This window comes from Neorhizobium sp. BT27B (assembly GCF_050455485.1).
Classification (GTDB): domain Bacteria; phylum Pseudomonadota; class Alphaproteobacteria; order Rhizobiales; family Rhizobiaceae; genus Neorhizobium.
Map to the genome: position 1 here is coordinate 34,517 of NZ_JBCIYT010000003.1, position 22,214 is coordinate 56,730.

The window sequence follows — 22,214 nt, forward strand, 5'->3', positions numbered from 1 at the left end:
AACCCTTAAAAAAACGATGTGGAGCGACCATGCTGACCGCAATCGCTGACCTTTTGCCTTCGAAACCGCGTCGCGGTTATGAACTGCCGCGCCGGCTGATCGGCCTCCTTGGCTGTGTTTTGCAGGGAAGAGCAAGGCGGAGTGCGGTTTTGCCCGATGACCTCAGACGGGATGTCGGCGTTGCCGAGACCTTGCCGGCCGACCGGGCGGATGTTTTCTGGCAGACCCGGCAGGGATCACGGATGCGAGACCTGCCGTTCTGATCGCTTCTCCTGCCGCACGGCATAAACGGTCAGCAGTTCGGCCGCCACCAGAGCGGCAATCACTTCCGGGCGCTTGTCCTTCACCACGCTGCCGCCGATCGGCAGCACGAGGCGTTGCAGCAGAGCCCGGTCTTCGCCCTCGCGTTCCAGCCAGTGCGCAAAGGTGGCGCGTTTGGTGGCTGAGCCGATCATGCCGATATAGGCGAGATCATGCCGGGCAAGGGCGATGCGGGCGATCAGGAAATCCAGTGCGTGATCATGGGTGAGGATCAACGCTGCACTGCCTGGCGCCATCTTTTCCACCTCGGCTTCCGGCAGTGCCGTCAGCCGGGTATTGATGCCAGCCGGCAGGGAGCGCAGTTCCTCGGCCCGGCTTTCCACCACGCTTACCGTAAAGGGCAGGGGGGAAAGTGCCTGTATCAGCGCGCGGCCGACATGGCCGGCGCCGAACAGGGTAATGTGCGGCAGGGCGGATTTTTCGGCTTCCAGCCGATGACGCAGGTTCTCCGCAAGCTGCGGCGTCATCATGTCGAACGACAGCCGCGTGCGGCCGCCGCAACACTGGCCGATTTCCGGGCCAAGCGGGATATTCATTTCGGCAAGGCCGCTGCCGGCCAGCAGGTCGCGGGCGTTGTCGATGGCCATATATTCCAGCTGTCCGCCGCCGATCGTGCCCCAGATCGCATCCGTTGCAACCAGCATGAACGTGCCGGCATCGCGGGGTGTCGAGCCTTTTGCCTCCGTCACCTCGATGAGGATGCAGGCATGATGTTCAGCAAGGAAATCGAGGGCCGATGACTGGTGCATGGGGGAGACTGTAGCATCGCGGCAAAACCTTCGCATCATCCGGATTTATGTCTCCGTATCGGTTTTTGACGCGTTATACTGGTGTCGTTGCAAGGTGAACCAGCAGTGCGAGTTAGAAATTTATCAGTATTTTACCGATAGATCTTGCGCATTATCAAATGCTGCGCCGCATTACTGCGTGTCTGCGAAAGTTGCATCCGACTACTATGGCAAAAAGAGAATCGATCGCGTCGCTGATCCCGGCGTCGCAGGACATCTATCGCAAGATCGTCTTCGAGATTGCCGATGGCATTATCGGCATCGATTCGCATGGCACGATCCGCCTGTGCAATCCGGCGGCCGAAGCGATTTTTGGCTGGAAGCCGGGCGAACTGCTGGACAAACCGCTGGAGGTATTGTTGCCGGACCGGCTGCATTCCTTCCACCACAAGCTGGTCTCCGGTTTCGAACATGGCGCGGCGGATGCCCGCTACATGGGCCAGCGTGATGCCAACACCGTGGGGCGGCGGGCCGATGGTTCCGAAATCCATTGCGGCATCACCATCCTGCGCACCGAGGCTGCCGGTGAGCCGATGATGATCGCCGTGGTGCGCGATATCAGCGACCATGTCCGTTACCAGAACGATCTCAAGCGGCTGGCGGAAACCGATAGTCTGAGCGGCCTTCTCAACCGCCGCGCCTTTCGCGAGCAGGTGTCGGGCAGCCTGATCCGCGATGCGGCGAAGACCGTGTCGGTGGCGCTGTTCGATCTCGACGGTTTCAAGAGCGTCAATGACCGTTTTGGCCATGATGCCGGCGACGAGGTGATCGTGCGTTTTTCCGAGGTTCTGCGCAGCACCGTTCGCGCCGACGATATTGTCGGCCGCTGGGGCGGCGAGGAATTTATCCTGTTTCTTCCCGGTTCGGCGGAAATGGCCGCTGTTGTCGTGGAGCGGGTTCGTGCGCGCTTCACGGAAATCGAATTCCACTGGGAAGGCCATGAGCCGGTCAATCTCACGGTCAGCGCCGGTATCGTGACGACGCTTGCCGGCGAGGCGCGGCTCGACGATATGGTCACCTGTGCCGACAATGGGCTTTATGAGGCCAAGCGCGGCGGCCGCGACCGACTGGTGTCGGTGGAGATGGAACGGGTGGCGCTGGCCTCCTGAGCGTCCGACCATTCAGGCGGGGACATGTCGCGAATGGCATGGCGAAGCGGGCGGGCATCGGTTATGCACATTGCCACTTCAACGCGTGATCCTGCCGCCCATGAAACCCCGCGACCTTGCCATCTATCTCTTTCTCGCCCTTGCCTGGGGCCTTTCCTTCCTTGTCGTGGTCAAGGTGGTCGATGCCTTCGGGTTCGTCGCCGCCACTTCCATCCGCGGCTTCATCGCCTGCGGCACGTTGTTTGCGATCGCAAAGCTCACCCACCGCCATCTGGATTTCAGTGACGGCTGGCAGCCGTTTCTGGTGGTCGGCGCAACCACGGTGGCCGGTCAGCTTCTCGGCCTTTCCTACGCGATACCGATGATCGGCACCGCCATGGCGGCCATTCTGGTCGCCTCCATCCCGTTGTTTTCCATGGTCATCAGCCAGGTCTGGGGGCTGGAGCGGATGAAGGCGAGCGGCCTGACGGGGCTGGCACTCGGGGTGGCCGGTATCGTGCTTCTGGTCGGTTTTCCGGCGGTGCCGGTGACGAGCGAATTCGTGTTCGGTTGTGCCGCGGCGCTCGCCGCCTGTTTTTCCGCCGCCTTCGGCAGCAATTACGCCGCCCACAAGCTGAAACATACCGGATCCTGGGAAGTCACCATCGGCTCCTTCCTGTTCGGCGGGCTGATTTCTGCGCCGTTTCTTTTTGCCGTGCCGGTGCCGCGTGTGCCGGAAGCGCTCGATATTCTATATCTGCTGATTTCCGCCTGCGTGATGAGCGCCACCACCTATGTTCTCTATTTCAAGCTGGTCGGTTCGATCGGCGCGACCAAGGCGATCAGCGTCGAGTTCGCGGTGACCGTGGTGGCGGTTTTCGTCGGTGCCATCGTGCTGGACGAGCCGCTGTCATCCATCCAGATCGTCGGCGCTGCGGTGATCATTCTCGGCTGCGCGCTGGTGCTGGGCTTGTTTCCGTGGCAGCGGAGCAAGGTGGCGGCAGTGCCCTTGCCGCATCAGGATGGGGTGCCGTGAATATCTGAGTTTGGTTGTATTTTAAAAGCACGATCAACCGAAATGAATTGACTGCCGTGCATGCTGTGGCAATGAGCAATTTCACACTCGTCACACTGCTGATTTCCGGCGCCGTCTTCATGGCGACAGGTGGGTATACGCTTTTGCCACGTCAGACCTATGATCAGAGCTGCGATATCAAGGGCAATATCTCGATCAACTCCGGAGCCAAGATTTATCACGTTCGCGGCCAGGAAAATTATGCGGATACGATTATTCGCACCGAATACGGCGAGCGCTGGTTCTGTTCTGAAACAGAGGCAAGAGCGGCAGGTTGGCGCAAGGCCGGTCGCTGAGTTTACATCGCCTTCAACCTCTCCACTGCCATCAGCACCCGCTCCGGTGTAGCCGGTGCGTCCAGCTTCGGGCAGACGGCATAATCGGCGATGCTCGCCACCGCCATGGAAATCGCCTCCAGAACCGAGATCGCCAGCATGAAGGGCGGCTCGCCGACGGCCTTGGAGCGGCCGATGGTCGGTTCAGTATTTTCCGCCCATTCCGCAAGCTTCACGTTGAAAATGCGCGGCCGGTCGGAAGCGAGCGGGATCTTGTAGGTGGAGGGCGCATGGGTGCGCAGCCGTCCCTTGTCGTCCCACCATAGTTCCTCCGTCGTCAGCCAGCCCATGCCCTGCACGAAAGCGCCTTCCACCTGGCCGATATCGATGGCCGGGTTCAGTGACTTGCCGACGTCATGCAGGATGTCGGTGCGGTCCACCATGTATTCGCCAGTCAGCGTGTCGATCGACACTTCCGAGACGGCGGCGCCATAGGAGAAATAATAGAAGGGGTGGCCGCGGCCGGCCGCGCGGTCCCAATGGATCTTTGGCGTCTTGTAGAAACCGGCGGCGGAGAGCTGTACGCGGTCGTAATAGGCGGCGCGCACCAGCGTGTCGAAGGGTACCACTTCCGTGCCGATCCGCACCCGGTTGGGCAGGAATTCGACGTCGTCTTTATGCACCTTCCACTGGCGGCAGGCGAAATCGACAAGCCGTTCGCGGATCTGTCTTGCGGCATCGTAAGCTGCCATGCCGTTGAGATCGGAACCGGAAGAGGCGGCGGTGGCGGATGTGTTGGGCACCTTGCCGGTGGTCGTTGCTGTGATCTTTACCCGTTCGATATCGACGTTGAACGCGTCTGCCACCACCTGCGCCACCTTGGTGTAAAGGCCCTGGCCCATTTCGGTGCCGCCGTGGTTGAGGTGGATCGAGCCGTCCTGATAAACATGCACCAGCGCGCCGGCCTGATTATAGGCGGTCATGGTGAAGGAAATCCCGAATTTCACCGGCGTCAGCGCAATACCCTTGCGGATCACCGGGCTCCGTTCGTTGAATTCAACGATCGCTTCGCGGCGGGCGCGGTAATCGCTCGACGCCTCCAGTTCCTCGACGATCCGCAGGATGATGTTGTCCTCGACCTCCTGATGATAGGGCGTGGTGGTGCGGCCCGATCCCGGCTGGCCGTAAAAATTCAGCTTTCGGATATCGAGCGGATCTTTGCCCACGGCATAGGCGATTTCCTCGATGATGCGTTCGCCGCCGAGCAGGCCCTGCGGCCCGCCGAAACCGCGAAAGGCGGTGTTGGACGTGGTGTGCGTCATCAGCGGTTTCGAGGTCAGCCGCACATGCGGATAAAAATAGCTGGAATCGGCATGGAACAGCGCGCGATCGGTGACCGGGCCGGACAGATCCGCCGACCAACCGCAACGCGCCGCATAGGTGGCGTCCACCGCGTGGATGCGGCCATCCTCGTCGAAGGCGACGTCGTAATCGACCTTGAAGTCGTGGCGCTTGCCGGTGACGACCATGTCCTCGTCGCGGTCGGGACGGAATTTCACGGGGCGCTTGAGGGTCTTGGCGGCCAGTGCTGCGAGGCAGGCGAACAGATTGCCCTGCGTTTCCTTGCCGCCGAAACCGCCGCCCATGCGCCGTGTCTTCACCTCCACCGCATGGTTGGCGATGCCGAGCACATGCGCCACCATATGCTGGATCTCGCTCGGATGCTGGGTGGAGGACCAGACCAGCACATCCTCATCCTCGCCGGGCATGGCAAAGGCGATCTGGCTTTCGAGGTAAAAATGCTCCTGTCCGCCGATCTCCATCGAGCCCTGTATGCGCAGCGGCGGTTTGTCGATCTCGGTTTCCGGCTCGCCGCGAAGGAGCGTCATCGGCTGGGTGACCAGCTTGCCGCCGTTTTCGAGTGCGCCTTGAATGTCGCTCCAGTGCGGCAGGTCGCGATATTCGATTTTTGCCAGCTTTGCCGCCCGCCGCGCCTGATCGCGGGTCTCGGCGATGACGGCAAAGATCGGCTGGCCGTGGAACCGCACGTCGGTGGTCGCCAGCAGCGGTTCGTCGTGCTGGCCGGTGGAGGCGATGTCGTTGAAGCCGGGCACGTCTTTTTCGGTCAGGACGGCGATGACGCCGGGTGAAGCTTTTACGGCGTCGAGATCGACCGACAGGAGTTCTGCATGGGCGCGCTCGGATAGGCCAAGCGCACCGTGCAGCGTGCCGGCCGGTTCGGCGATGTCGTCGATGTATTCGGCGGTTCCGGTGACGTGTTTATGGGCTGAGTCATGTTTTAGCGAGGTGTGCATCGGGCCGTTGATGACGGATTTTGGGGCGTTGGTGAGCTTGTCCATCAGAGGGTGCCTCCGATTTCGGAGAAAAAGACCCCTCCCCACCCTCCCCACAAGGGGGAGGGCTTAACCCAGCCGCTCCGTTGTGGCTCAATTGAGGCAGACGTTTGCGGCAAGTCTTCTCCCCCCTTGTGGGGGAGATGGCCGGCAGGCCAGAGGGGGCAGGTGGTCGTCGAATGTCTTGTCATCCTCACACCTCCTCCATCTCGAACCGTTGCAGATGCACCGGCGCACCGGCCGTTTCCAGAAAGAACCGGGTCAGCAGGTTTTTTGCGGTCAGGCTGCGATATTCCGCGCTCGCCCGCCAGTCGGTCAGCGGCTGGTAATCCTCGTCGAAGGCAAGGCTTGCCTCGGCAACTGTTTGCCAGCTCCATGGCTGGCCGAGAAGCGCTGCCTCCACCGCCTGCGCACGTTTTGGCGTTGCCGCCATGCCGCCGAAAGCGATGCGGATGTCTCCGACGCATCCCTCGGCATCGATCATCAGGTAAAACGCGCCGCAGAGCGCCGAAATGTCCTCGTCGCGGCGCTTGGAGATCTTGTAGACGGAAAAGAACGCATCCTCGTGCGGATGCGGCACAAGGATCTCTTCGACGAATTCGCCCGGCCGCCGGTCCTGTTTGCCATAGGCGATGAAAAAATCTTCCAGCGGCAGCCTGCGCGAACCTTCGACAGACCGCAGCGTCACGCTGGCGCCGAGCGCGATCAGCGGCGGCGGCGTGTCGCCGATCGGCGAGCCGTTGGCGATATTGCCGCCGATCGTGCCGGCATTGCGCACCTGCGCGCCACCGATCCGGTCGATCAGGTCGCCGAATGCCGGGATTTCCATCTGCAGGGTTTCGAGTGCCTGCGCATAGGTAACGCCCGCGCCGAAGGTGATGCCGGTATCGTCGCTCTCGATCCGCTGCAATTCGGTGAGGTGATTGATGAAGACGACGGGATCGAGCCGGCGCATCTGTTTCGTCACCCACAGGCCGACATCGGTGGCGCCGGCAACGATGGTTGCTTGCGGCGCGTCGGCCAGAATGCCGGCCAGCGCCTCGACACTGCCCGGAATGATCGACCGCGCGCCGTCCTTTTCGACCGCGATCGTGTCGCTCGAAGATTTCAGCGTCCAGAGTTTTGCCATGATGTCGGCGCGGTCGCGCTCCAGCGGGTCGAACAGGGCGCTCGGGCGGGTGAGCGAAACCTGCTCGGCGGCCTTGATGATCGGTTCGTATCCGGTGCATCGACAGAGATTGCCTTGCAACGCGATCTCGATCTCCGACCGATCCGGCTCCTCGTTCGACAGCCAGAGGCCATAGAGCGACATGACAAAACCGGGCGTGCAGAAGCCACATTGCGAGCCATGACAGTCGACCATCGCCTGCTGCACCGGATGCAGCGTGCCGTCTTTTGCTGCCAGATGTTCGACCGTCACCACATGGGTGGCATGCAGCGATCCAAGAAAGCGGATGCAGGCATTGATGCTTTCATAGACCAGCCTGCCTTCTACCAGTCGTCCGACCAGCACGGTGCAGGCGCCGCAATCGCCCTCGGCGCAGCCTTCCTTGGTGCCGGTCAGCCGACGGCGCAGCCGCAGGTAATCGAGAAGGGTTTCCGTGGCTGAAAAGTCGGCCAGCGTGATCTCTTCAGAATTCAGAATGAAGCGTATTGCAGAATTCATGTCGTTCCCCTTGGGCTTGCACCGTTTTCGGTGTCTGTTTTGGCCCTCGAATCCCGATCCTATTGCGCAGTCCAGCCGCCGTCGATGGAAATATGCGTGCCGGTGATACTGCGGGCGGCATCGCTGGCCAGATAAAGCGCGGTTGCGGCCACTTCCTCGATGCCGACGAATTCCTTGGTGGCCTGCAGACGCAGCAGAACCTCGTCCTTCACCTGTGCTTCGCTGATGCCCTTCTCGCGGGCCTGATCGGGGATCTGCTTTTCGACCAGCGGCGTCAGAACGAAGCCGGGGCAGATGGCGTTGACGGTGATGTTTTCCTGCGCCAGTTCCAGCGCCGCCGTCTTGGTCAGGCCCATGATGCCGTGTTTGGCCGCGACATAGGCCGATTTGAACGGCGAGGCGACAAGGCCGTGGGCAGAGGCAATGTTGATGATGCGGCCTTTGCCGGCCGCTTTCATTAGCGGGATGGTGTGGCGCATCGTATGGAAGGCCGAGGAGAGCAGGATGGCGATCAGCTGGTCCCATTTTTCCGGCGGAAATTCTTCGATCCTCGCCACATGCTGGATGCCGGCATTGTTGACCAGCACATCGATGCCGCCCAATTCTTTCGCGGCGGTGCCGATCAGATCCTCGATCTCGTCAGGCCGGGTCATGTCGGCGGGGTGGTAGATGATGCGTCCGCCGGTGAGGGCGCCGAGATCCTGCAGGGTTGCTTCGATCGTCTCGAAAGGCCCAAACCCGTTGATCACGACATTGGCGCCATCGGCGGCGAATGCGCGGGCTATCCCCAGCCCGATGCCGGAGGTGGAGCCGGTAACGACGACGGTTCTTGGCATGCGGTTTCCTCCCGAGCAGCCATGATGCTGCCCGGCAGGTTACGCGTATTTCAGTTCGTCAGGCAATGCATGAGCGGAGTGGCCATCAGGTACGAGGTCATTCGTACCAATGGTCCTTGATCCAGGGCGTCGGCAAGATGTAGTGCCGCAGATAACGAAACGCGCGCTGGCTGCCGCGAATGCGGCTGTCGAACAGCCCCCGCAGATGCGCTAGCGGCGAGCGTGGCGCATTTTCCCCACCGAAACGACCTTCCGCCGCATGTTCGGGATGCAGACCACGCGGGAAAAGCACGACCCGCGCCTTCGGCGGCAGTTTTGGCGCCAGGATGTAGTTCAGAGGAAATGGCCGGCGGCAATCCTGGCGGAAATGCAGGACGGCGTTGCGCGGGAACAATTTTACCCCACCGGGCGCATTGCGGGTCACGAAGCGCTGCTCGAACCTGTATTTGTCGGCGACGCCCTGCGGGTCCGCGCGCAATATGTCCAGCAGTGGCGCCAGTTTACCTATCGGGAAACGCAGCACCGACGATTGTCCCAGTCGCTCGAACGGGGTCGTCTGGTTGCGTGCCATGACGACGTCGTCGGCATCGCCGACTTCGAAGAACACGTCGAGAGAGCCGACGATGACGATGTCGAGGTCCAGGAAGAGGACAGGCCCGGTCAGGGAGCCGAGTTGCGGATACCAAAGCCGGGATTTGCCCCAGATGCCGAGCGTGCGCTCAGGCAATTTCTCGATGGGCAGCGGCGGCAGGTCTTCGCAGCGGATCTCCGGATTGAGACCGGTCTGGATGTCGCTGAAGCACGTGAATGTGAAGGGCGGTGTGATGTTGCGTTTTACCATCGCGTAAAGGCGATTGATAAATTCAGGCCCGTAAGTCATGCCCCAGTTAATGCAAATTATTTGCTTGGTGCCCGAGGTAGCAGCCAGAACATTGTTGGTCATCTAAAAACGGTCTTTCATCGTCGGTTCCGCGTCCATGCGACGTCGGCACCGCCAAGAGCAGGGAGGCGCGCTGCCGGCCTACTTAATGAGGCGTTGGCACGCACGCAAGGCGTGAGAGATGAATTTAGATGGCGTATTGTTGCGAAGCCACTGGCGCCTCGCGCGTCTGTCGGGCCTCAACGAATGTCGAGCGCTTCGCGGATCGCCTCGTCGTTTTCCGTCTGCTGCACCACGACCCCATGCCAGCCGAGGCCGTCATAGTCCTCGTAACCCAGCGTTTTCGCATAGGCGACGATGGAGCCGCTATTGTCGTAATAGCTGCCGGACGCCTGACCGTGCTGGCCAGCCAGAACGAAGTGCGTGAACATCAGTGCCGGATCGGTGCTGGCGATGACCCGGCTCTCGCCATCGAGCAGCATCACCTTCGTGCGTGAGGCGATCTGCGGCGGCAGGTTGGCTTCCTTCTCGACGATTGCCTGGCCCTGGTTTTTCCAGTCGAAATAGACGCCGAGTGTGCCGAGCAATGCACCATCCACCTTGCCGCCCTCGCGTATGCCGGTCGCATAAACCAGTGCGTTCTGTTCGTCATGCAAGGCGCTCGGCTTGACGGTATCGACGATGTAGTCATCGCCGGATTTGGTGCGGCGGGCGGCTTCGAACCACGGATCGCCCGCGAGTGGCCGGTTGATCACCTTGCGCTGGAAGCGCGGATTGGCCGAGGCAATGACCTTGCCGGAGAGGTCGGTCACGACAAGATCGAGATAGACGGTGTAAAAGCGGTTGATGACGCCAAGACGCTCACTGGCAAAGGCAAGGCTTTGCGGGGTCGGTTCCGCCAACGCCTGCCAGAGTGCCGTATCGGTCGCCCACCAGCGCACATCGGCAGTGCGTTCGAAAAGGTTACGAACGATCAGCTGCACCAGTGTTTGTGCCAGATCGGTCAGCCGCACACCTTCCATTTCGTTCACAAGCGCATCTGCCATCTGGCGACTGAGGCCGATGCGGCTGACGACATTACTTTCGAACTTGGCCGCAATGTCGGATGCTACCTGCGCCAGTCGCTGCACTTCGTTGGCGACGACGGCAAATCCCTTGCCCATTTCGCCGGCGCGAGCCGCTTCGATCAGGGCGTTGATGGCCAGAAGCCGGATTTGCCTGACCACATGGGTATTGTCGGCACTGAACCGCTCCAGATCCGTACCGATCGCTTCCGTCACCAGACGGACCGAACGTGGTGTGGCGGCCTGCTTCTCATGCGCATGGGCTTCAACAGGAATCATCGCGAATATCCGAAAGTGGCTGAAAATGAAACGTGACAGTTTGGCACATTTAAGCATTGCAAGATTGTAGAAGTATTAACGATGCTCCCGAAGTCCAAGTATTTTTCATGCTAATTCATTGGGCATATTGATTATTTTGAGATCAGTTCAGGTCTTTCTGATGGAAGCCGATGATGAGTCATAATCGCGCGAGTTGTGAAAATATTAAGCGCAACAGTTGCGAATGTTAAATTTCGAATGATCATTTTCAGCGGCCATCAAGTTTGCCCGTCTATGGTGCTTTCCATTGGAGGAACGCCCATGAAAGAGGCCGATGACATGAACCATGCAGCCACCGCAGACGATTTTACACGCGATACCGCTTACAATAAAAAGATGTCGATTTTCTCGCTGCTCGTCACGGTCCTGTTCGTGATGTTCCCGCGATTGCCGATGCGCTGGTTACCACCGGTACCGCAGCCGGCGCCGGACGTTGCTCCGCGCCATGATGCCGGTCGCGATGAGCCGCCGCGTATCGCCGCCGAGTAACGCCACCGGATTTGATCTGTGACGCCTGCCGACCGATGGTTGACAGGCGTCATTTGCTTCTGCTCAAACCATGTCCGGTCATTTCGGGCTTGAGGAGGAGCGACATGGCGGCTGCCAAGGGTTATGTTCTGGCGATCGACCAGGGCACGACGTCGACACGGGCGATCGTGTTCGACAAGGACATGAAGATCGCCGGTTTTGCCCAGGAGGAGTTTCCGCAATTCTTTCCGAAATCCGGCTGGGTCGAACACGATCCTGAAGACATCTGGTCAAGCGTGCTGTCGACGATCCGCAGGGCGATCGCCAATGCCAAGATCAAGGCCGGCGAGATCGCCGCCATCGGCATCACCAACCAGCGTGAAACCGTTGTCGTCTGGGACCGGGAAACCGGCAAGCCGATCCACAATGCCATCGTCTGGCAGGATCGCCGCACGGCGCGCGATTGCGAAAAGCTGAAGGCCAAGGGGCTGGAGAAGAAATTCGTCCGCCGCACCGGCCTCATTCTCGATCCCTATTTTTCCGGCACAAAACTGTCCTGGCTGCTGTCCAACGTCAAAGGCGCGCGGGCAAAGGCGGAAAAGGGCGAACTCTGCTTCGGCACCATCGATACGTTTCTGATCTGGCGGCTGACCGGGGCTAAAAGTTTTGTCACCGATGCCACCAATGCGTCGCGCACACTGATCTACAACATCGCCGACAACCGCTGGGACAAGACACTTCTCGATATCCTGAAAATTCCCGCCGTCATGCTGCCGGAGGTGAAGGATTGCGCCGCCGATTTCGGCATCACCGAAGAGGCGCTTCTGGGCGCCGAAATCCCGATCCTCGGTGTGGCCGGCGATCAGCAGGCGGCGGTGATCGGTCAGGCCTGTTTCGAACCGGGCATGGTCAAATCCACCTATGGCACCGGTTGTTTTGCCGTCCTCAACACCGGCACCCAGATGGTACGCTCGAAAAACCGGCTGCTGACGACAATCGCCTATCGCCTCGATGGCAAGACGATCTATGCGCTGGAAGGGTCTATCTTCATCGCCGGCGCCGCCGTGCAATGGCTGCGCGATGGTCTGGGCATCGTCGACAAGGCGTCCCGCACCGGTGAACTCGCGGCCAAGGCCGATCCGCAGCAGGAGGTTTACCTCGTGCCGGCCTTTACCGGTCTTGGTGCGCCGCATTGGGATGCGGATGCACGCGGTGCGATGTATGGCCTGACCCGCAGCACCGGCCCGGCGGAGTTTGCCGCCGCAGCACTCGAAGCCGTCTGCTTTCAGACCCGGGATCTGCTCGATGCCATGCACAAGGACTGGCGCTCCGCATCGGGCGAGGAAACCGTTCTGCGCGTCGATGGCGGCATGGTTGCCTCCGACTGGACGATGCAGCGGCTGGCCGATCTCATCGATGCGCCGGTGGACAGGCCGACCATTCTGGAGACGACCGCACTCGGTGCTGCCTGGCTTGCCGCCAGTCGCGTCGGTCTGTGGCCGGATCGTAAAACCTTTGCCAAGACCTGGGCGCGTGAACGGCGGTTCGAGCCGGAGATGGATGCGAAGACCCGCAAGGCGCGTCTGGCGGGGTGGAAAGATGCCGTCAGGCGCACTTTAAGTCGCGCCTGACGCTTCGGATTTCAGGTGAGAACGTAATCGACCGGCTGCGGCAAAGGCGGCAGGTCGGTTTCGCCCAGGGCCTCGCGCAGATTGTGTTCGATGACGGCGGCAAGCGTCGTGATCGGCAGGTCGTTCGGTCCAAGCCCGAACGGTTCCTCCAGCTCGTCACCCAGAGCGTCGAGGCCGAAGAATGTGTAGGCGATCAGCACCGTCACAAACGGCATGCCCCAGCCCAGCAGGTCTGAAAAACCGAAGGGCAGCAGAAAACAGAAAAGATGCGCCGTGCGGTGCAGCAGCAACGTGTAACCGAAGGGCAGCGGCGTGAAGCGGATACGCTCGCAATTGGCGACCGCGATGCCCATCTGCTGAACGTTTTCATCCAGCATTTTCAGCTGCATATCGGTCAGCATGTCGTCGCGGCGCAGGATGGCCAGTTGCCGTGAAATCTGGTTCAGCACCACTTCCGCCGGCATTTTAGAGGCGATGATGGCGGTGCGGATGTCTTCCGGCAGAACCGGCGTCACGGTCTGCTGCCCATCCGGGCGCAGATAACCGACCAGAACATGCGGCAGCGCGATCGTCAGGTCGATCAGCGAGCGGCGTGCCGTCTCGCCGCGCTCGCCATGCAGTTCCGCCAGCATGACCGACTGCCGGGCGAGCCCTCGGGCCGCATAGATCAGCTGGCCCCAGCATTTGCGCGCCTCCCACCAGCGGTCGTAACAGGCATTGTTGCGAAAGCCGAGAAAGACGGAAATGGCGATGCCGAACAGCGCGAACGGTGCGCCAAGCGAACCGGGCACCAGCCATGGCAGATCACGATGACCGGCGACAACGATGGTTGAGACGGCAAAGACGAACAGCATCTGCGGCAGGATCCGCATGATGATCGAGCCTTTGACAATGAAGAACAGTTTGAAAAGGGAAGGGCGGGGACGGACGATCATCGGAAAGCTCGACAGGCAATGGCATGAGGATGGGTATCCTTGCGAATCGTCAAGGAATGCCTGTCCCTATAGGCTCAATGCCGGCCGAATTTCATCGCCTTGTCGACAGATGGCTGCGGCGTATTGAAGCAAGCGGTCAGTCGCGGCTGTTCGGGCCGACTACTTGATCGTCTCGCCCGGATAAACGCCCCAGAGCGAGGCCTGTTCGACATAGCCCTTGAGATTGTGCCCGATCAATGACACCTCGCACCAGTGGCCATCGCACTCGTTGATTGACATGCGCACCTTGGCTTCCAGATCGGCAAGGATCGTCGCCCGACTGGAGGCTGAGCGATGGAGCGGCACCGTCGTTTCGATCCACGGCCCGATGACTGCCGTGCGGCGGCCGGACAGAAGCGGGGCGTACATCCAGCCGCTTATGCCGTCATAATCGCGCACCTGCCGCCAGTTGCCGAATTCCTCGGTGATCTCCATCGGCAGGCCTTGCGCCTTGTAGACCCAGCGGCTGCCATAGTCGGTCGAGGGGCCGACACGCATGCGCGAATTGGCGAATTTCAGCGACACGTATCGCGGCACCGGAAAACCGGTTTCCCGGCCTTTCTTCCAGCCGGCATTAAATGCGGGAGCCGCCTCCACGGGATCGCTGACGCTTGCGGGAGCAATAAAAGCCGCCGCCAGCGCCACGCCGACCAGAACAGCCGAAAAAGCCACGGCAAGTGTGCCATGGCCTTTCCCGCGTTTTTTTCCGGTCGGGTGTTTGTGTCGCGGCCGCATCGGCGCGTTCGTCACGTCAATTGCAGCGGTTGGCTTCGTTAAGCGCGGCGGTGACGCCGGAGAGCGAATAGGAATATTGCGTGTTGGTGCCGCGCGCCGATGTGGCGTTGAGGCTCATGCTGCTGCCGCCGCGCATGGCGGTGACCATGGCCGGTTCGCGATCCTTGTTGCGCACCCAGGCAGCATTGTCCTTGGGCTGCATGTCAAAACTGTTGCCGTCGATATTGACGGTGACATCGGAGGTCGAGCGCAGATCGTAACCCATGATCGCCTGCGGCATGACGGCGCCGCCGTTCTGTGGCGCGACGATGAAGAAATTGTCGCCGTGATTGACGGAGGCGGGCTGCGAGGAGGTGGGTACGCTGAGTGCGTAACAATGTTTCTGGCCGCCGCTCTCATAGGAATAGACGCCCCATGCGTCGAACTGCTTGACGCGGGCGGGCTGTGCCTGCGCAGCGGCAGCGGCGAGAAGGGTGATGGAAACTGCAGCGGAAATGGACTTGACGAGCATCGGATGTCCCTGACGATTGGTGTTGGCATAAAGGTCTGGACAGACCGGCCGGCGAGGCCCGATCAAAGGCGGGCCGGGTTACTCATTAGTTAAAATCTTATCTTTCTGCTGTTCAAGGAGCCTCACGAAGCCGTGAAGTCGCCGCAATACCGCCGTTTGTTGGCCATAGAGGCATCGCAATAGGCGTGTCGTTAAACACGCAATGCTAAGGCGGGGACAAATGGCAAAGGTGATTGCATCCACCATTGCCGAGAGGATAGTGTCTCCCGCCATGGGCTGGGTCTGGTCGGTTGTGCATATTATGCGCGGCCCGAACGCATCGATGGGACGATAATGCGCATGATTTCCGTGGCCCGCAGCCGCCTTTTCCATATTGTTGCCGGCCTGCTTTTCGTGGCGCTCAGCATGTCCGCCAATGCCGCGCGCGCCGGTTACGCGCATTTCATCGTCGATGCCAATTCCGGTGAAGTGTTTGCGGCGGAAAATGCCGATGTCCTCAATCACCCGGCATCGCTGACCAAGATGATGACGCTCTATCTCGCCTTCGAGGCGATCGGGCAGGGGCGTCTCTCCTGGGACCAGCAGATCATCATGACCCCGAATGCAGCGGAAAAGATCCCTTACAAACTGGGGATCGGGGCCGGCAAGCCACTCACGGTGCGTGAAGCCGTTTATGCCACCGCCATCCGCTCCGCCAACGATTCCGCCCAGGCGATCGGCGATCATCTCGGCGGCAGCGAAGAAAACTTTGCCCGCATGATGACGCTGAAGGCACGGGCGCTCGGCATGCGCAGCACCGTTTTCCGCAATGCCTCGGGCCTGCCCGATGCGGCGCAGGTGACGACAGCGCGCGACATGGCCGTGCTGGCGGCGGCGCTGATCCGTGACTATCCGCAGGAATACCGCATCTTTTCCGAGCGCTCTTTCAATTTTCGCGGCCGCACCATCCGTGGACATAACAACCTGATGTATCGCTACGCCGGCATGGATGGCGTCAAGACGGGTTATGTCGATGCCTCCGGTTTCAACCTCGTCAGCGCGGTCAACGAGAACGGCCGCCGCATCATCGGCGTCGTGATGGGTGGCAAGACCGCCCGTAGCCGCGATGCGCAGATGGAAGCATTGCTTGACCGTGCGCTTGGCCGCGAAACGCTGGTGGCCGGTGCGGATGCCAAGCGTTCTGGCGCCGGTGTCGTCGCGGCTGCTCCGGCAAACGTGCCAAAACCGTTCCGCGATCCTGCGACCACCGAGGTTATGGCGCAGACGAAACTGGCCGGAAAATCGGTCTCAAGCCTGCCGGGTGTTTCGCGCGCGGCGCCTGTGCCGACTCTGGCTCTGGAAGCGAATGCACGCTCGAGCGCGCAGGACGGTATCGCGGCCATCGCACCATCGACGCCGGGGGCGGCCGTTGCCTCTGCCGATCCGAACGGCTGGCGGGTGCAGATTGCCGCTGCCGGCAGCCGCAGCACGGCATCGCGGCTTCTGACCCGTGCGCAGGCCATCCTCGCCGATCATTTTGGCGCCGTTGCGCCTCTGATCAACGAGGCCACCAGCACGTCAGGCGCGGCGATGTTCCGTGCGCAGCTGGTGGGTTTTGGTGATCGCCGGGGCGCAATGGCAGCCTGCAGCGCCCTGCAGCAATATGCGGTGGAATGTTTCGTGCTTCAGGGAGCCGGCTGACGGGGAGGGAGCAGCTCTCAGCTTCACTCCCTCGCATGGCTTTCACTTTTTGACCGGCTCGTTCATGGCCCAGAGCACGCCGAACGGGTCACGCAACTGGCCGTAACGGTCGCCCCAGAACATCACCTGCAATTCGGTGACGACGGCAAAGCCGCCATCGACGGCCCGTTTCCACCAGAAATCGATATCCTGAACCGGCAGCATGACCGTAAACGCCTGCGGTTTTTCCAGCGCATAGCCATAGTCCGGGTAAGGATCGCTCAGCATCAGCGATGAGCCGTTGATATAGACATGCACATGCATGGTGCGGCCTTGTTCATCCGGCGGATGCGCGCCGGCAAGTTCGGCACCGAGCGCCTTGCCATAGACTTCGGCCGCCTTCATGGCGCCGTCCACCTGCAGATAGGCAACGATGCCGCCCTTGACGGGTGCCGGCTGCTGTTCGCCTGTGCCTTGTTCGATTGCGTTTTCCATGTCCTGATCCTCCTTGCCATGGCCTCCCGTTTCGCCGGGATATCTTTAGGACGCAGTGGGAAGCGGTAAGCCGACAGTCGGCACAACATTTTTTAAGGTGCCCACTGCGCAAAATCCTTCGTCAGCGCCTCATAGGCATCCATCGGCGGAAATTCTGCAAAGCTGCGGACGGCACCGGTCTCGGCCCATGGAAATTTCGTCGAGGTATAGGTTTCGATATAAGGTGCGAACCAGGAGGCATCGTCCAGCATGGTCGGGCGAATGTTGACGAACCAGTCCATGCCGACCGGCTTCGTGAAAAGCCAGCTCTTGCAGCGCGGACAATGATAGTGGCGGGTATCGTCGCCATGGGCGCCGCCGATCACCGGCTCGCCCGCCGTGATCTCGAAGCCGCTGGAAGGGATGGCCGCCGAACAGGAAAAGGCGCTGGCGCTCATCTTCTGGCAGCCGCGGCAATGGCAGGCCATGGTAATCATCGGCGGCGCGCTGATCTTCAGGCGCACCTCGCCACAGCGGCAGGACCCTTCGATCGGCAGGTTTGGCATCGGCATGGCTATCTCCCTTGTCTATATCAGGGAGATAGCGCGTTCATTGCCTGAAGTCAGGCGGGGCGTTTGGGAATATCCAGACCGCGCTCGACTGCCGGCCGGGCAAGGCCGCGTTCCAGCCATTTGGGCACGGTCTTCAGTTCGTCATACTGCACAAGTTCACCGGCACCGTAGAAGCCAATCAGGTTGCGCACCCAGCCGAGCATGGAAATGTCGGCGATGGTGTATTCGTCGCCCATGATCCAGTCGCGGCCCTCCAGCCGGGTTTCGAGCACGCGGATCAGGCGGGCGCTTTCCTTGGCGTAACGGTCACGCGGGCGTTTGTCTTCAAAATCCTTGCCGGCGAATTTGTGGAAGAAACCGAGCTGGCCGAACATCGGCCCGAGCCCGCCCATCTGGAACATCACCCACTGGATGGTCTCGTAACGCTTCGCCGGATCGACGGGCAGAAGCTTGCCGGTCTTTTCGGCGAGATAGATCAGGATGGCGCCCGATTCGAACAGGGCGAGCGGCGCGCCGTTCGGGCCATCGGGATCGAGGATTGCCGGGATCTTGCCGTTCGGGTTGAGCCCCAGATATTCCGGTCCCCAGGTTTCATCTGCGCCGATATTGATGAAATGCGGCTCGTAGGGCAGGCCCGTCTCTTCCAGCATGATCGACACTTTCACGCCGTTCGGCGTCGGTGTCGAATAGAGTTGCAGGATGTTCGGATCCTGCGCGGGCCATTTTCGGGTGATTGGAAATGCGGACAGATCGGCCATGGGTTTCCTCATGCGTTATTGGCTTCGCAGACGGCGGGACTCACGCTTTGTCCTGCCGCGTAATGCGCAGAAGATCACTCGTGCATTGCCTGATCAAACATTTTCCATTTGAACGACGCACAAAAAAACGCCGCAAGACAGGGAGCTTGCGGCGTCAACAGGGTTGCAGTCGGTATTTTCGTGTCACGGGCAAGGCAGGCCGTGACGCGGTCATCAGGCCGCGCGGAATCGTGCGGCAAAATTCTTCAGAGTTGCGGTCGTCGCATCGGTACCGGGATGTTGATGACGGTGCCGGTAAAGATCTGGTCGGCCGGCTGCGCTTCGCCGACAGCGGCGACTTTCTGCGGCATCGGCTGCGGTGTAGGGTTCGCGATGATGGCATCGTTTGCAGCGGTCTTGGTGTCGTCGTCGGCAAGGCTCTTGTCGAGCAGCTCGTAAGCGACGCGTGCGCCTTCCTTGGCGCGGTAACCGAGTGCCGTGAAAGTTTCGGCACCCTTGACGCAGACATCCGGCTTTTCGATGCACAGCGAGGATACATAGTCATAGGCGCCGGTTGCGGCGGCAATGGCGCTGCCCATTTCGAACGGCTGCGGGCCGTTTGCCTCGTCGCTATGGGCGCTGAAATAGGACAGGGCAACGAGGCCGAGACCGAAATAAGCGCTACCCTTGATCAAAAACCACATATTATTACCCGTTTCGCCCTGTTGTCGGCTGCCGGTTCTTGCCCGGTTCTGACGCTCACCTTAGGCGCCATCCCCGAATGCCGGCTTATGGCAGAGCCGCGAATTTTCGCAAAATTTGTATCGAATTTTATCTTTTCAAATGCCTGTGCGTATTCGACACACATTCGATGCTTGTTTGCGTCAAACTTTAGCGACCTCTGTTAAGCATATTTATGGCGGGCGAGCCCAAAGTCACGAGTGTTAACAGGCGAATGCGCTGCCCAAATTATTAACGCGAACCGGAAAATTCAGGCAAATCCGTCGCTTACGCCGCGTTAACCATGTTGGGAAAAGTACCCTCAAAAAGCGTCGGAAAGTCATGTTTGGGCCTCGCCGGATAGCGCAGGCAGGCCATTTTTATCCTTTCCTTAAGCCGCCGACGCCTATTGTCGGTGTCATGAAAACCGTGAATTTTTGGGTCCGGGCGTGCGTGTATTGAGTAACATCGGCTTGAGGGTGGTCGCGACAGTCGACCATACCGCGGTTCGCTGGCTACAGCATCTCGGCGAGGGGGATGGAGCCCGTGCGGGCGAGGTTGTCGCATTGCGTTGCCTTGCCTTTGCGGCACTGCCTTCCTTTGTCATCGTGCCGCTTCTGCTCGTCACCGTCATGGCGCCGTCGCTGGCGCTGCCGCTTGGCGTGGCAATCGTCCTGTCCTTCTTTCTGGCGCTGGCAACGGCGGTCATCGCCCTGCCGCGTTCGCGTGCCGACCGTATGGATGCGCCGGTGATGGATATCGACAGGATCATGTTCGATGCCTGCCCCGGTCTTGCGCTTTATGCGGATGCTTCCGGTCGCATCCAGCGCGCCGGTGGGCGCGAACGCAGCCGCATGCCATCAATGCTGATCGAGCCGGTCGGCCTGACGCTCTCCGATATCGTCCATGTATCCGATCGCATCGCTGTCGTTCAGGCATTCGATGCGCTGAGGCTCGGTGCGCAAAGCGCTATCGTCGACGCCCGTATCGAACGCCCGGTCGATCCCGAAACGGGTCGCCAGTTCATGTCGTCGCGACTGGACATGAGCGCTGTGCGCAATGATCTCGGCGACCTCGCTGCCGTCTTCGTGCAGCTGCGTGACATTTCCGAAGAGATGAAGCTGCGCGAGGAAATTCGGCTCGGTGCCGAAGAAGTGCGCTCGGCACATGAAGCCAAGTCGCGTTTCCTGGCCGCCGTCAGCCATGAGCTGCGCACGCCGCTCAACGCCATTCTCGGGTTCTCCGACGTGCTGGCCGGCGAATATTTCGGCAAGCTCGCCAATGATCGCCAGCGCGAATATGTCGGCCTGATCCGCCAGTCGGGTGCGCATCTGCTTTCGGTGGTCAACACCATGCTCGACATGAGCAAGATCGAGGCCGGCCGTTACGAGCTGATGACCGAACCCTTCCTCATCGGCGATGCCGTCGAGGCCTGCCGCGCCATGCTCGACCTGCAGGCGCGTGAAAAGGGCGTGACGCTGACGACCCGCATCCAGCGCGATCTTGGCGAAGTCACAGCCGATCGTCGCGCATTGCAGCAGGTGCTGATCAATCTGGTCAGCAATGCCATCAAGTTCACCGATGCCAATGGTGTCGTCTCCATCGATGCGACCCTTGCCGGCAACGATCTCGTCCTCACCGTCAGCGATACCGGTATCGGCATCGCCGCCGACAAGCTCGGCCAGATCGGCCAGCCTTTCGTGCAGGTGCAGGATCATTATGTCCGCTCGCACGAGGGCACGGGTCTTGGCCTGTCTCTGGTCAAGGGGCTTGTGGCGCTGCATGGCGGCAAGTTCGCGATGGCAAGCCATCCGGGCGTCGGCACCGTTGTGACGATCGTGCTGCCAGCTGATGGCACCGGTGTCGTCGATGCGGAAGCTGCCGCCGATATCGCCTTCGAATTTCCGCCGCGCCTGACTTCGGCTGTGGAAAACCAGCGTCTCCTTGCTCATGACAAGATCAATTCGGTAAAAACCGACCAGACAGATATTCAGGCACAGGACTTTGCGGATGAACGCGCCGAAGCGAAAATCGCCTGATCGCAAGAAGGGCTCGGCCAAGGCCAAAGGCAGGCAGCCGGCTCTCTTCATTCAGGCCATCTATATGGTGGGCAGCTTTGCTGCGCGTTATCCACGCGTGATCGGTGGCGGCGCCTGCTTTGCCATCATTTTCGGCTTCGTTTCCGCCAATGCGCTCTGGTACCAGCCCGGCGGCCATCCGTCACCTTTCCTGCGCACCCGCGACGTCGAGGATCCGAACGGTATTCCGGGCTATCGTCTTGCACGGCCGCAGCCGCCTGCCGATGTCACCACGTTTCGTATCGAGCGTGCCGATGACAGCAAGCTGGTCACGGCAACGCCGACAGCACCTGGCGCAACCGCACAGCCGAACCCGCTCGTTGCCGACATCCAGCGCGAACTGACGCGCCGGGGCCTCTATGATGGTGCAGCCGATGGCGTGATCGGAACGCGCACGGAAGCGGCAATCCTGTTTTTCGAACAGACGGCCGGTCTGCCGCAGAGCGGTGCGCCGACTGCTGAAATCCTCACTGCTTTGCGGGCAGAACCGCAGGCGACGCCGCCGATTGCAGAAACGCAGCCGCAGCACGCGGTGCCGTCTCCGAGCGAACCCGTGGCGCCGCAGCTTGCGAGCCGCCCGGTCCCCAAACCGCGCCCGACGGAAAACCTCAAGGGCGAGGATCCTGTCGCTGCTGCCATTCGCGCCGCCGAGGGCGGCTCCAAAACGCCCGCCGCCATTCCGGCCAAAGTGACGCCCGCTTCCGCACGTCCTGAAAATGCCGCGATCCGCACCGCCGATAACCGCGCGCCGATCACTGGCACAGGTCTTCCGTCGCCGGATATGGTGCAGCAGATCCAGCGCGGTCTTGCCAATATCGCCTATACGGATGTGTCGGTGGATGGTGTGGCGGGCTCGCAGACAAAGGCGGCAATCCGCCATTTCGAGCGCCATTACCGGCTGCCGGAAACCGGTGAGCCGAACGAGATCGTTCTGAAGAAGCTGAAATCCATCGGCGCGCTTTAGGCGCGCCTTTTTGCTCTACACCGAGC

Annotated in this window: 22 protein-coding genes; 9 read left to right on the forward strand and 13 right to left on the reverse strand. The window is 60.8% G+C overall.

What is annotated here, in order from left to right; translation table 11 throughout:
• Nucleotides 1–29: 29 nt before the first annotated feature.
• A complete protein-coding gene (locus AAIH70_RS08880) occupies nucleotides 30–263 on the forward strand; it encodes a hypothetical protein (protein WP_430033856.1) in 234 nt (77 codons plus the stop codon).
• Here AAIH70_RS08880 and xdhC read toward each other — a convergent pair.
• Nucleotides 237–1,070 carry a xanthine dehydrogenase accessory protein XdhC gene (gene xdhC, locus AAIH70_RS08885; protein WP_132271870.1) on the reverse strand — a complete coding sequence of 278 codons (834 nt, stop codon included), beginning with the start codon at nucleotides 1,068–1,070 and terminating at the stop codon, nucleotides 237–239. The two genes, AAIH70_RS08880 and xdhC, sit on opposite strands and share 27 nt — an antisense overlap.
• 206 nt (nucleotides 1,071–1,276) lie before the next feature.
• Here xdhC and AAIH70_RS08890 point away from each other — a divergent pair, with 206 nt between their 5' ends.
• The 3 genes from AAIH70_RS08890 (at nucleotide 1,277) to AAIH70_RS08900 (ending at nucleotide 3,568) form a co-directional block, all read left to right on the forward strand.
• On the forward strand, nucleotides 1,277–2,218 hold the full coding sequence (locus AAIH70_RS08890) for a GGDEF domain-containing protein (protein WP_165931928.1): 942 nt from the start codon (nucleotides 1,277–1,279) through the stop codon (nucleotides 2,216–2,218).
• Between the two features lie 100 nt (nucleotides 2,219–2,318).
• Complete coding sequence (locus AAIH70_RS08895) at nucleotides 2,319–3,233, forward strand: DMT family transporter (RefSeq protein ID WP_132271874.1); 915 nt, start codon at nucleotides 2,319–2,321, stop codon at nucleotides 3,231–3,233.
• Between the two features lie 14 nt (nucleotides 3,234–3,247).
• Nucleotides 3,248–3,568, forward strand: a complete 321-nt coding sequence (locus AAIH70_RS08900; RefSeq protein WP_348639705.1) for a hypothetical protein — start codon at nucleotides 3,248–3,250, stop codon at nucleotides 3,566–3,568.
• 2 nt (nucleotides 3,569–3,570) lie between these two features.
• Here the strand turns inward: AAIH70_RS08900 and xdhB are convergent, their stop codons facing one another.
• From xdhB to AAIH70_RS08925, 5 genes are all read right to left on the reverse strand, one after another.
• On the reverse strand, nucleotides 3,571–5,907 hold the full coding sequence (xdhB, locus tag AAIH70_RS08905) for a xanthine dehydrogenase molybdopterin binding subunit (protein WP_132271876.1): 2,337 nt from the start codon (nucleotides 5,905–5,907) through the stop codon (nucleotides 3,571–3,573).
• Between the two features lie 187 nt (nucleotides 5,908–6,094).
• Nucleotides 6,095–7,567 carry a xanthine dehydrogenase small subunit gene (gene xdhA, locus AAIH70_RS08910; RefSeq protein WP_132271878.1) on the reverse strand — a complete coding sequence of 491 codons (1,473 nt, stop codon included), beginning with the start codon at nucleotides 7,565–7,567 and terminating at the stop codon, nucleotides 6,095–6,097.
• Nucleotides 7,568–7,626: 59 nt separating this feature from the next.
• Entirely contained in the window at nucleotides 7,627–8,403 is a 777-nt protein-coding gene (locus AAIH70_RS08915; protein ID WP_132271879.1) for a 3-hydroxybutyrate dehydrogenase, read from the reverse strand.
• 97 nt (nucleotides 8,404–8,500) lie between these two features.
• Complete coding sequence (locus tag AAIH70_RS08920; RefSeq protein WP_132271881.1) at nucleotides 8,501–9,346, reverse strand: glycosyl transferase; 846 nt, start codon at nucleotides 9,344–9,346, stop codon at nucleotides 8,501–8,503.
• Nucleotides 9,347–9,522: 176 nt separating this feature from the next.
• The gene (locus AAIH70_RS08925) at nucleotides 9,523–10,626 is read right to left on the reverse strand and encodes a methyl-accepting chemotaxis protein (RefSeq protein ID WP_132271883.1); all 1,104 of its coding nucleotides are present in this window, start codon (nucleotides 10,624–10,626) and stop codon (nucleotides 9,523–9,525) included.
• A 237-nt stretch (nucleotides 10,627–10,863) separates the two neighbouring features.
• Here AAIH70_RS08925 and AAIH70_RS08930 point away from each other — a divergent pair, with 237 nt between their 5' ends.
• Both AAIH70_RS08930 and glpK read left to right on the forward strand, forming a co-directional pair.
• Nucleotides 10,864–11,154, forward strand: coding sequence for a hypothetical protein (locus AAIH70_RS08930; protein ID WP_430033861.1), 291 nt, complete (start codon nucleotides 10,864–10,866; stop codon nucleotides 11,152–11,154).
• 104 nt (nucleotides 11,155–11,258) lie between these two features.
• Nucleotides 11,259–12,764, forward strand: coding sequence for a glycerol kinase GlpK (glpK, locus tag AAIH70_RS08935; RefSeq protein WP_132271887.1), 1,506 nt, complete (start codon nucleotides 11,259–11,261; stop codon nucleotides 12,762–12,764).
• 11 nt (nucleotides 12,765–12,775) lie between these two features.
• Here glpK and AAIH70_RS08940 read toward each other — a convergent pair whose 3' ends face one another.
• The 3 genes from AAIH70_RS08940 to AAIH70_RS08950 all read right to left on the reverse strand — a co-directional run bounded on the left by AAIH70_RS08940 (nucleotide 12,776) and on the right by AAIH70_RS08950 (nucleotide 14,984).
• A complete protein-coding gene (locus AAIH70_RS08940) occupies nucleotides 12,776–13,699 on the reverse strand; it encodes a bestrophin family protein (protein WP_132271889.1) in 924 nt (307 codons plus the stop codon).
• A gap of 159 nt (nucleotides 13,700–13,858) precedes the next feature.
• On the reverse strand, nucleotides 13,859–14,473 hold the full coding sequence (locus AAIH70_RS08945; RefSeq protein ID WP_132271891.1) for an SH3 domain-containing protein: 615 nt from the start codon (nucleotides 14,471–14,473) through the stop codon (nucleotides 13,859–13,861).
• 16 nt (nucleotides 14,474–14,489) lie between these two features.
• Nucleotides 14,490–14,984, reverse strand: a complete 495-nt coding sequence (locus AAIH70_RS08950) for an invasion associated locus B family protein (RefSeq protein ID WP_132271893.1) — start codon at nucleotides 14,982–14,984, stop codon at nucleotides 14,490–14,492.
• A 339-nt stretch (nucleotides 14,985–15,323) separates the two neighbouring features.
• Between AAIH70_RS08950 and AAIH70_RS08955 the strand changes: the two genes are divergently transcribed.
• Nucleotides 15,324–16,664 (forward strand): D-alanyl-D-alanine carboxypeptidase family protein, encoded by a 1,341-nt coding sequence (locus tag AAIH70_RS08955; RefSeq protein WP_132272549.1) that lies wholly within the window; start codon nucleotides 15,324–15,326, stop codon nucleotides 16,662–16,664.
• A gap of 42 nt (nucleotides 16,665–16,706) precedes the next feature.
• Here AAIH70_RS08955 and AAIH70_RS08960 read toward each other — a convergent pair whose 3' ends face one another.
• The 4 genes from AAIH70_RS08960 to AAIH70_RS08975 form a co-directional block, all read right to left on the reverse strand.
• Nucleotides 16,707–17,138: a VOC family protein gene (locus tag AAIH70_RS08960; RefSeq protein ID WP_132271895.1), complete on the reverse strand. Its 432-nt coding sequence runs from the start codon at nucleotides 17,136–17,138 to the stop codon at nucleotides 16,707–16,709.
• A gap of 92 nt (nucleotides 17,139–17,230) precedes the next feature.
• Nucleotides 17,231–17,689 (reverse strand): GFA family protein, encoded by a 459-nt coding sequence (locus tag AAIH70_RS08965; protein ID WP_132271897.1) that lies wholly within the window; start codon nucleotides 17,687–17,689, stop codon nucleotides 17,231–17,233.
• Nucleotides 17,690–17,739: 50 nt separating this feature from the next.
• Complete coding sequence (locus AAIH70_RS08970; RefSeq protein WP_132271899.1) at nucleotides 17,740–18,447, reverse strand: glutathione S-transferase N-terminal domain-containing protein; 708 nt, start codon at nucleotides 18,445–18,447, stop codon at nucleotides 17,740–17,742.
• A 245-nt stretch (nucleotides 18,448–18,692) separates the two neighbouring features.
• Complete coding sequence (locus AAIH70_RS08975) at nucleotides 18,693–19,130, reverse strand: DUF5330 domain-containing protein (protein ID WP_132271901.1); 438 nt, start codon at nucleotides 19,128–19,130, stop codon at nucleotides 18,693–18,695.
• 465 nt (nucleotides 19,131–19,595) lie between these two features.
• On the opposite strand from AAIH70_RS08975, the gene AAIH70_RS08980 reads away from it, so the two are divergent.
• Nucleotides 19,596–21,185: a sensor histidine kinase gene (locus AAIH70_RS08980; protein WP_132271903.1), complete on the forward strand. Its 1,590-nt coding sequence runs from the start codon at nucleotides 19,596–19,598 to the stop codon at nucleotides 21,183–21,185.
• A complete protein-coding gene (locus tag AAIH70_RS08985; RefSeq protein WP_132271905.1) occupies nucleotides 21,157–22,188 on the forward strand; it encodes a peptidoglycan-binding domain-containing protein in 1,032 nt (343 codons plus the stop codon). The genes AAIH70_RS08980 and AAIH70_RS08985 overlap by 29 nt, the downstream gene beginning before the upstream one ends.
• Nucleotides 22,189–22,214 lie beyond the last annotated feature (26 nt).

Bases quoted from the DNA above. Each gene is read 5' to 3' on its own strand.
- AAIH70_RS08955 (WP_132272549.1), top strand. From the start codon at position 15,324: ATGATTTCCGTGGCCCGCAGCCGCCTTTTCCATATTGTTGCCGGCCTG.
- AAIH70_RS08895 (WP_132271874.1), top strand. From the start codon at position 2,319: ATGAAACCCCGCGACCTTGCCATCTATCTCTTTCTCGCCCTTGCCTGG.
- AAIH70_RS08940 (WP_132271889.1), bottom strand. From the start codon at position 13,699: ATGATCGTCCGTCCCCGCCCTTCCCTTTTCAAACTGTTCTTCATTGTC.
- AAIH70_RS08925 (WP_132271883.1), bottom strand. From the start codon at position 10,626: ATGATTCCTGTTGAAGCCCATGCGCATGAGAAGCAGGCCGCCACACCA.
- AAIH70_RS08915 (WP_132271879.1), bottom strand. From the start codon at position 8,403: ATGCCAAGAACCGTCGTCGTTACCGGCTCCACCTCCGGCATCGGGCTG.
- xdhB (WP_132271876.1), bottom strand. From the start codon at position 5,907: ATGGACAAGCTCACCAACGCCCCAAAATCCGTCATCAACGGCCCGATG.
- AAIH70_RS08970 (WP_132271899.1), bottom strand. From the start codon at position 18,447: ATGGCCGATCTGTCCGCATTTCCAATCACCCGAAAATGGCCCGCGCAG.
- xdhC (WP_132271870.1), bottom strand. From the start codon at position 1,070: ATGCACCAGTCATCGGCCCTCGATTTCCTTGCTGAACATCATGCCTGC.
- AAIH70_RS08975 (WP_132271901.1), bottom strand. From the start codon at position 19,130: ATGTGGTTTTTGATCAAGGGTAGCGCTTATTTCGGTCTCGGCCTCGTT.
- AAIH70_RS08920 (WP_132271881.1), bottom strand. From the start codon at position 9,346: ATGACCAACAATGTTCTGGCTGCTACCTCGGGCACCAAGCAAATAATT.
- AAIH70_RS08985 (WP_132271905.1), top strand. From the start codon at position 21,157: ATGAACGCGCCGAAGCGAAAATCGCCTGATCGCAAGAAGGGCTCGGCC.
- glpK (WP_132271887.1), top strand. From the start codon at position 11,259: ATGGCGGCTGCCAAGGGTTATGTTCTGGCGATCGACCAGGGCACGACG.
- AAIH70_RS08930 (WP_430033861.1), top strand. From the start codon at position 10,864: ATGATCATTTTCAGCGGCCATCAAGTTTGCCCGTCTATGGTGCTTTCC.
- AAIH70_RS08880 (WP_430033856.1), top strand. From the start codon at position 30: ATGCTGACCGCAATCGCTGACCTTTTGCCTTCGAAACCGCGTCGCGGT.
- AAIH70_RS08945 (WP_132271891.1), bottom strand. From the start codon at position 14,473: ATGCGGCCGCGACACAAACACCCGACCGGAAAAAAACGCGGGAAAGGC.
- AAIH70_RS08960 (WP_132271895.1), bottom strand. From the start codon at position 17,138: ATGGAAAACGCAATCGAACAAGGCACAGGCGAACAGCAGCCGGCACCC.
- AAIH70_RS08890 (WP_165931928.1), top strand. From the start codon at position 1,277: ATGGCAAAAAGAGAATCGATCGCGTCGCTGATCCCGGCGTCGCAGGAC.
- xdhA (WP_132271878.1), bottom strand. From the start codon at position 7,567: ATGAATTCTGCAATACGCTTCATTCTGAATTCTGAAGAGATCACGCTG.
- AAIH70_RS08965 (WP_132271897.1), bottom strand. From the start codon at position 17,689: ATGCCGATGCCAAACCTGCCGATCGAAGGGTCCTGCCGCTGTGGCGAG.
- AAIH70_RS08950 (WP_132271893.1), bottom strand. From the start codon at position 14,984: ATGCTCGTCAAGTCCATTTCCGCTGCAGTTTCCATCACCCTTCTCGCC.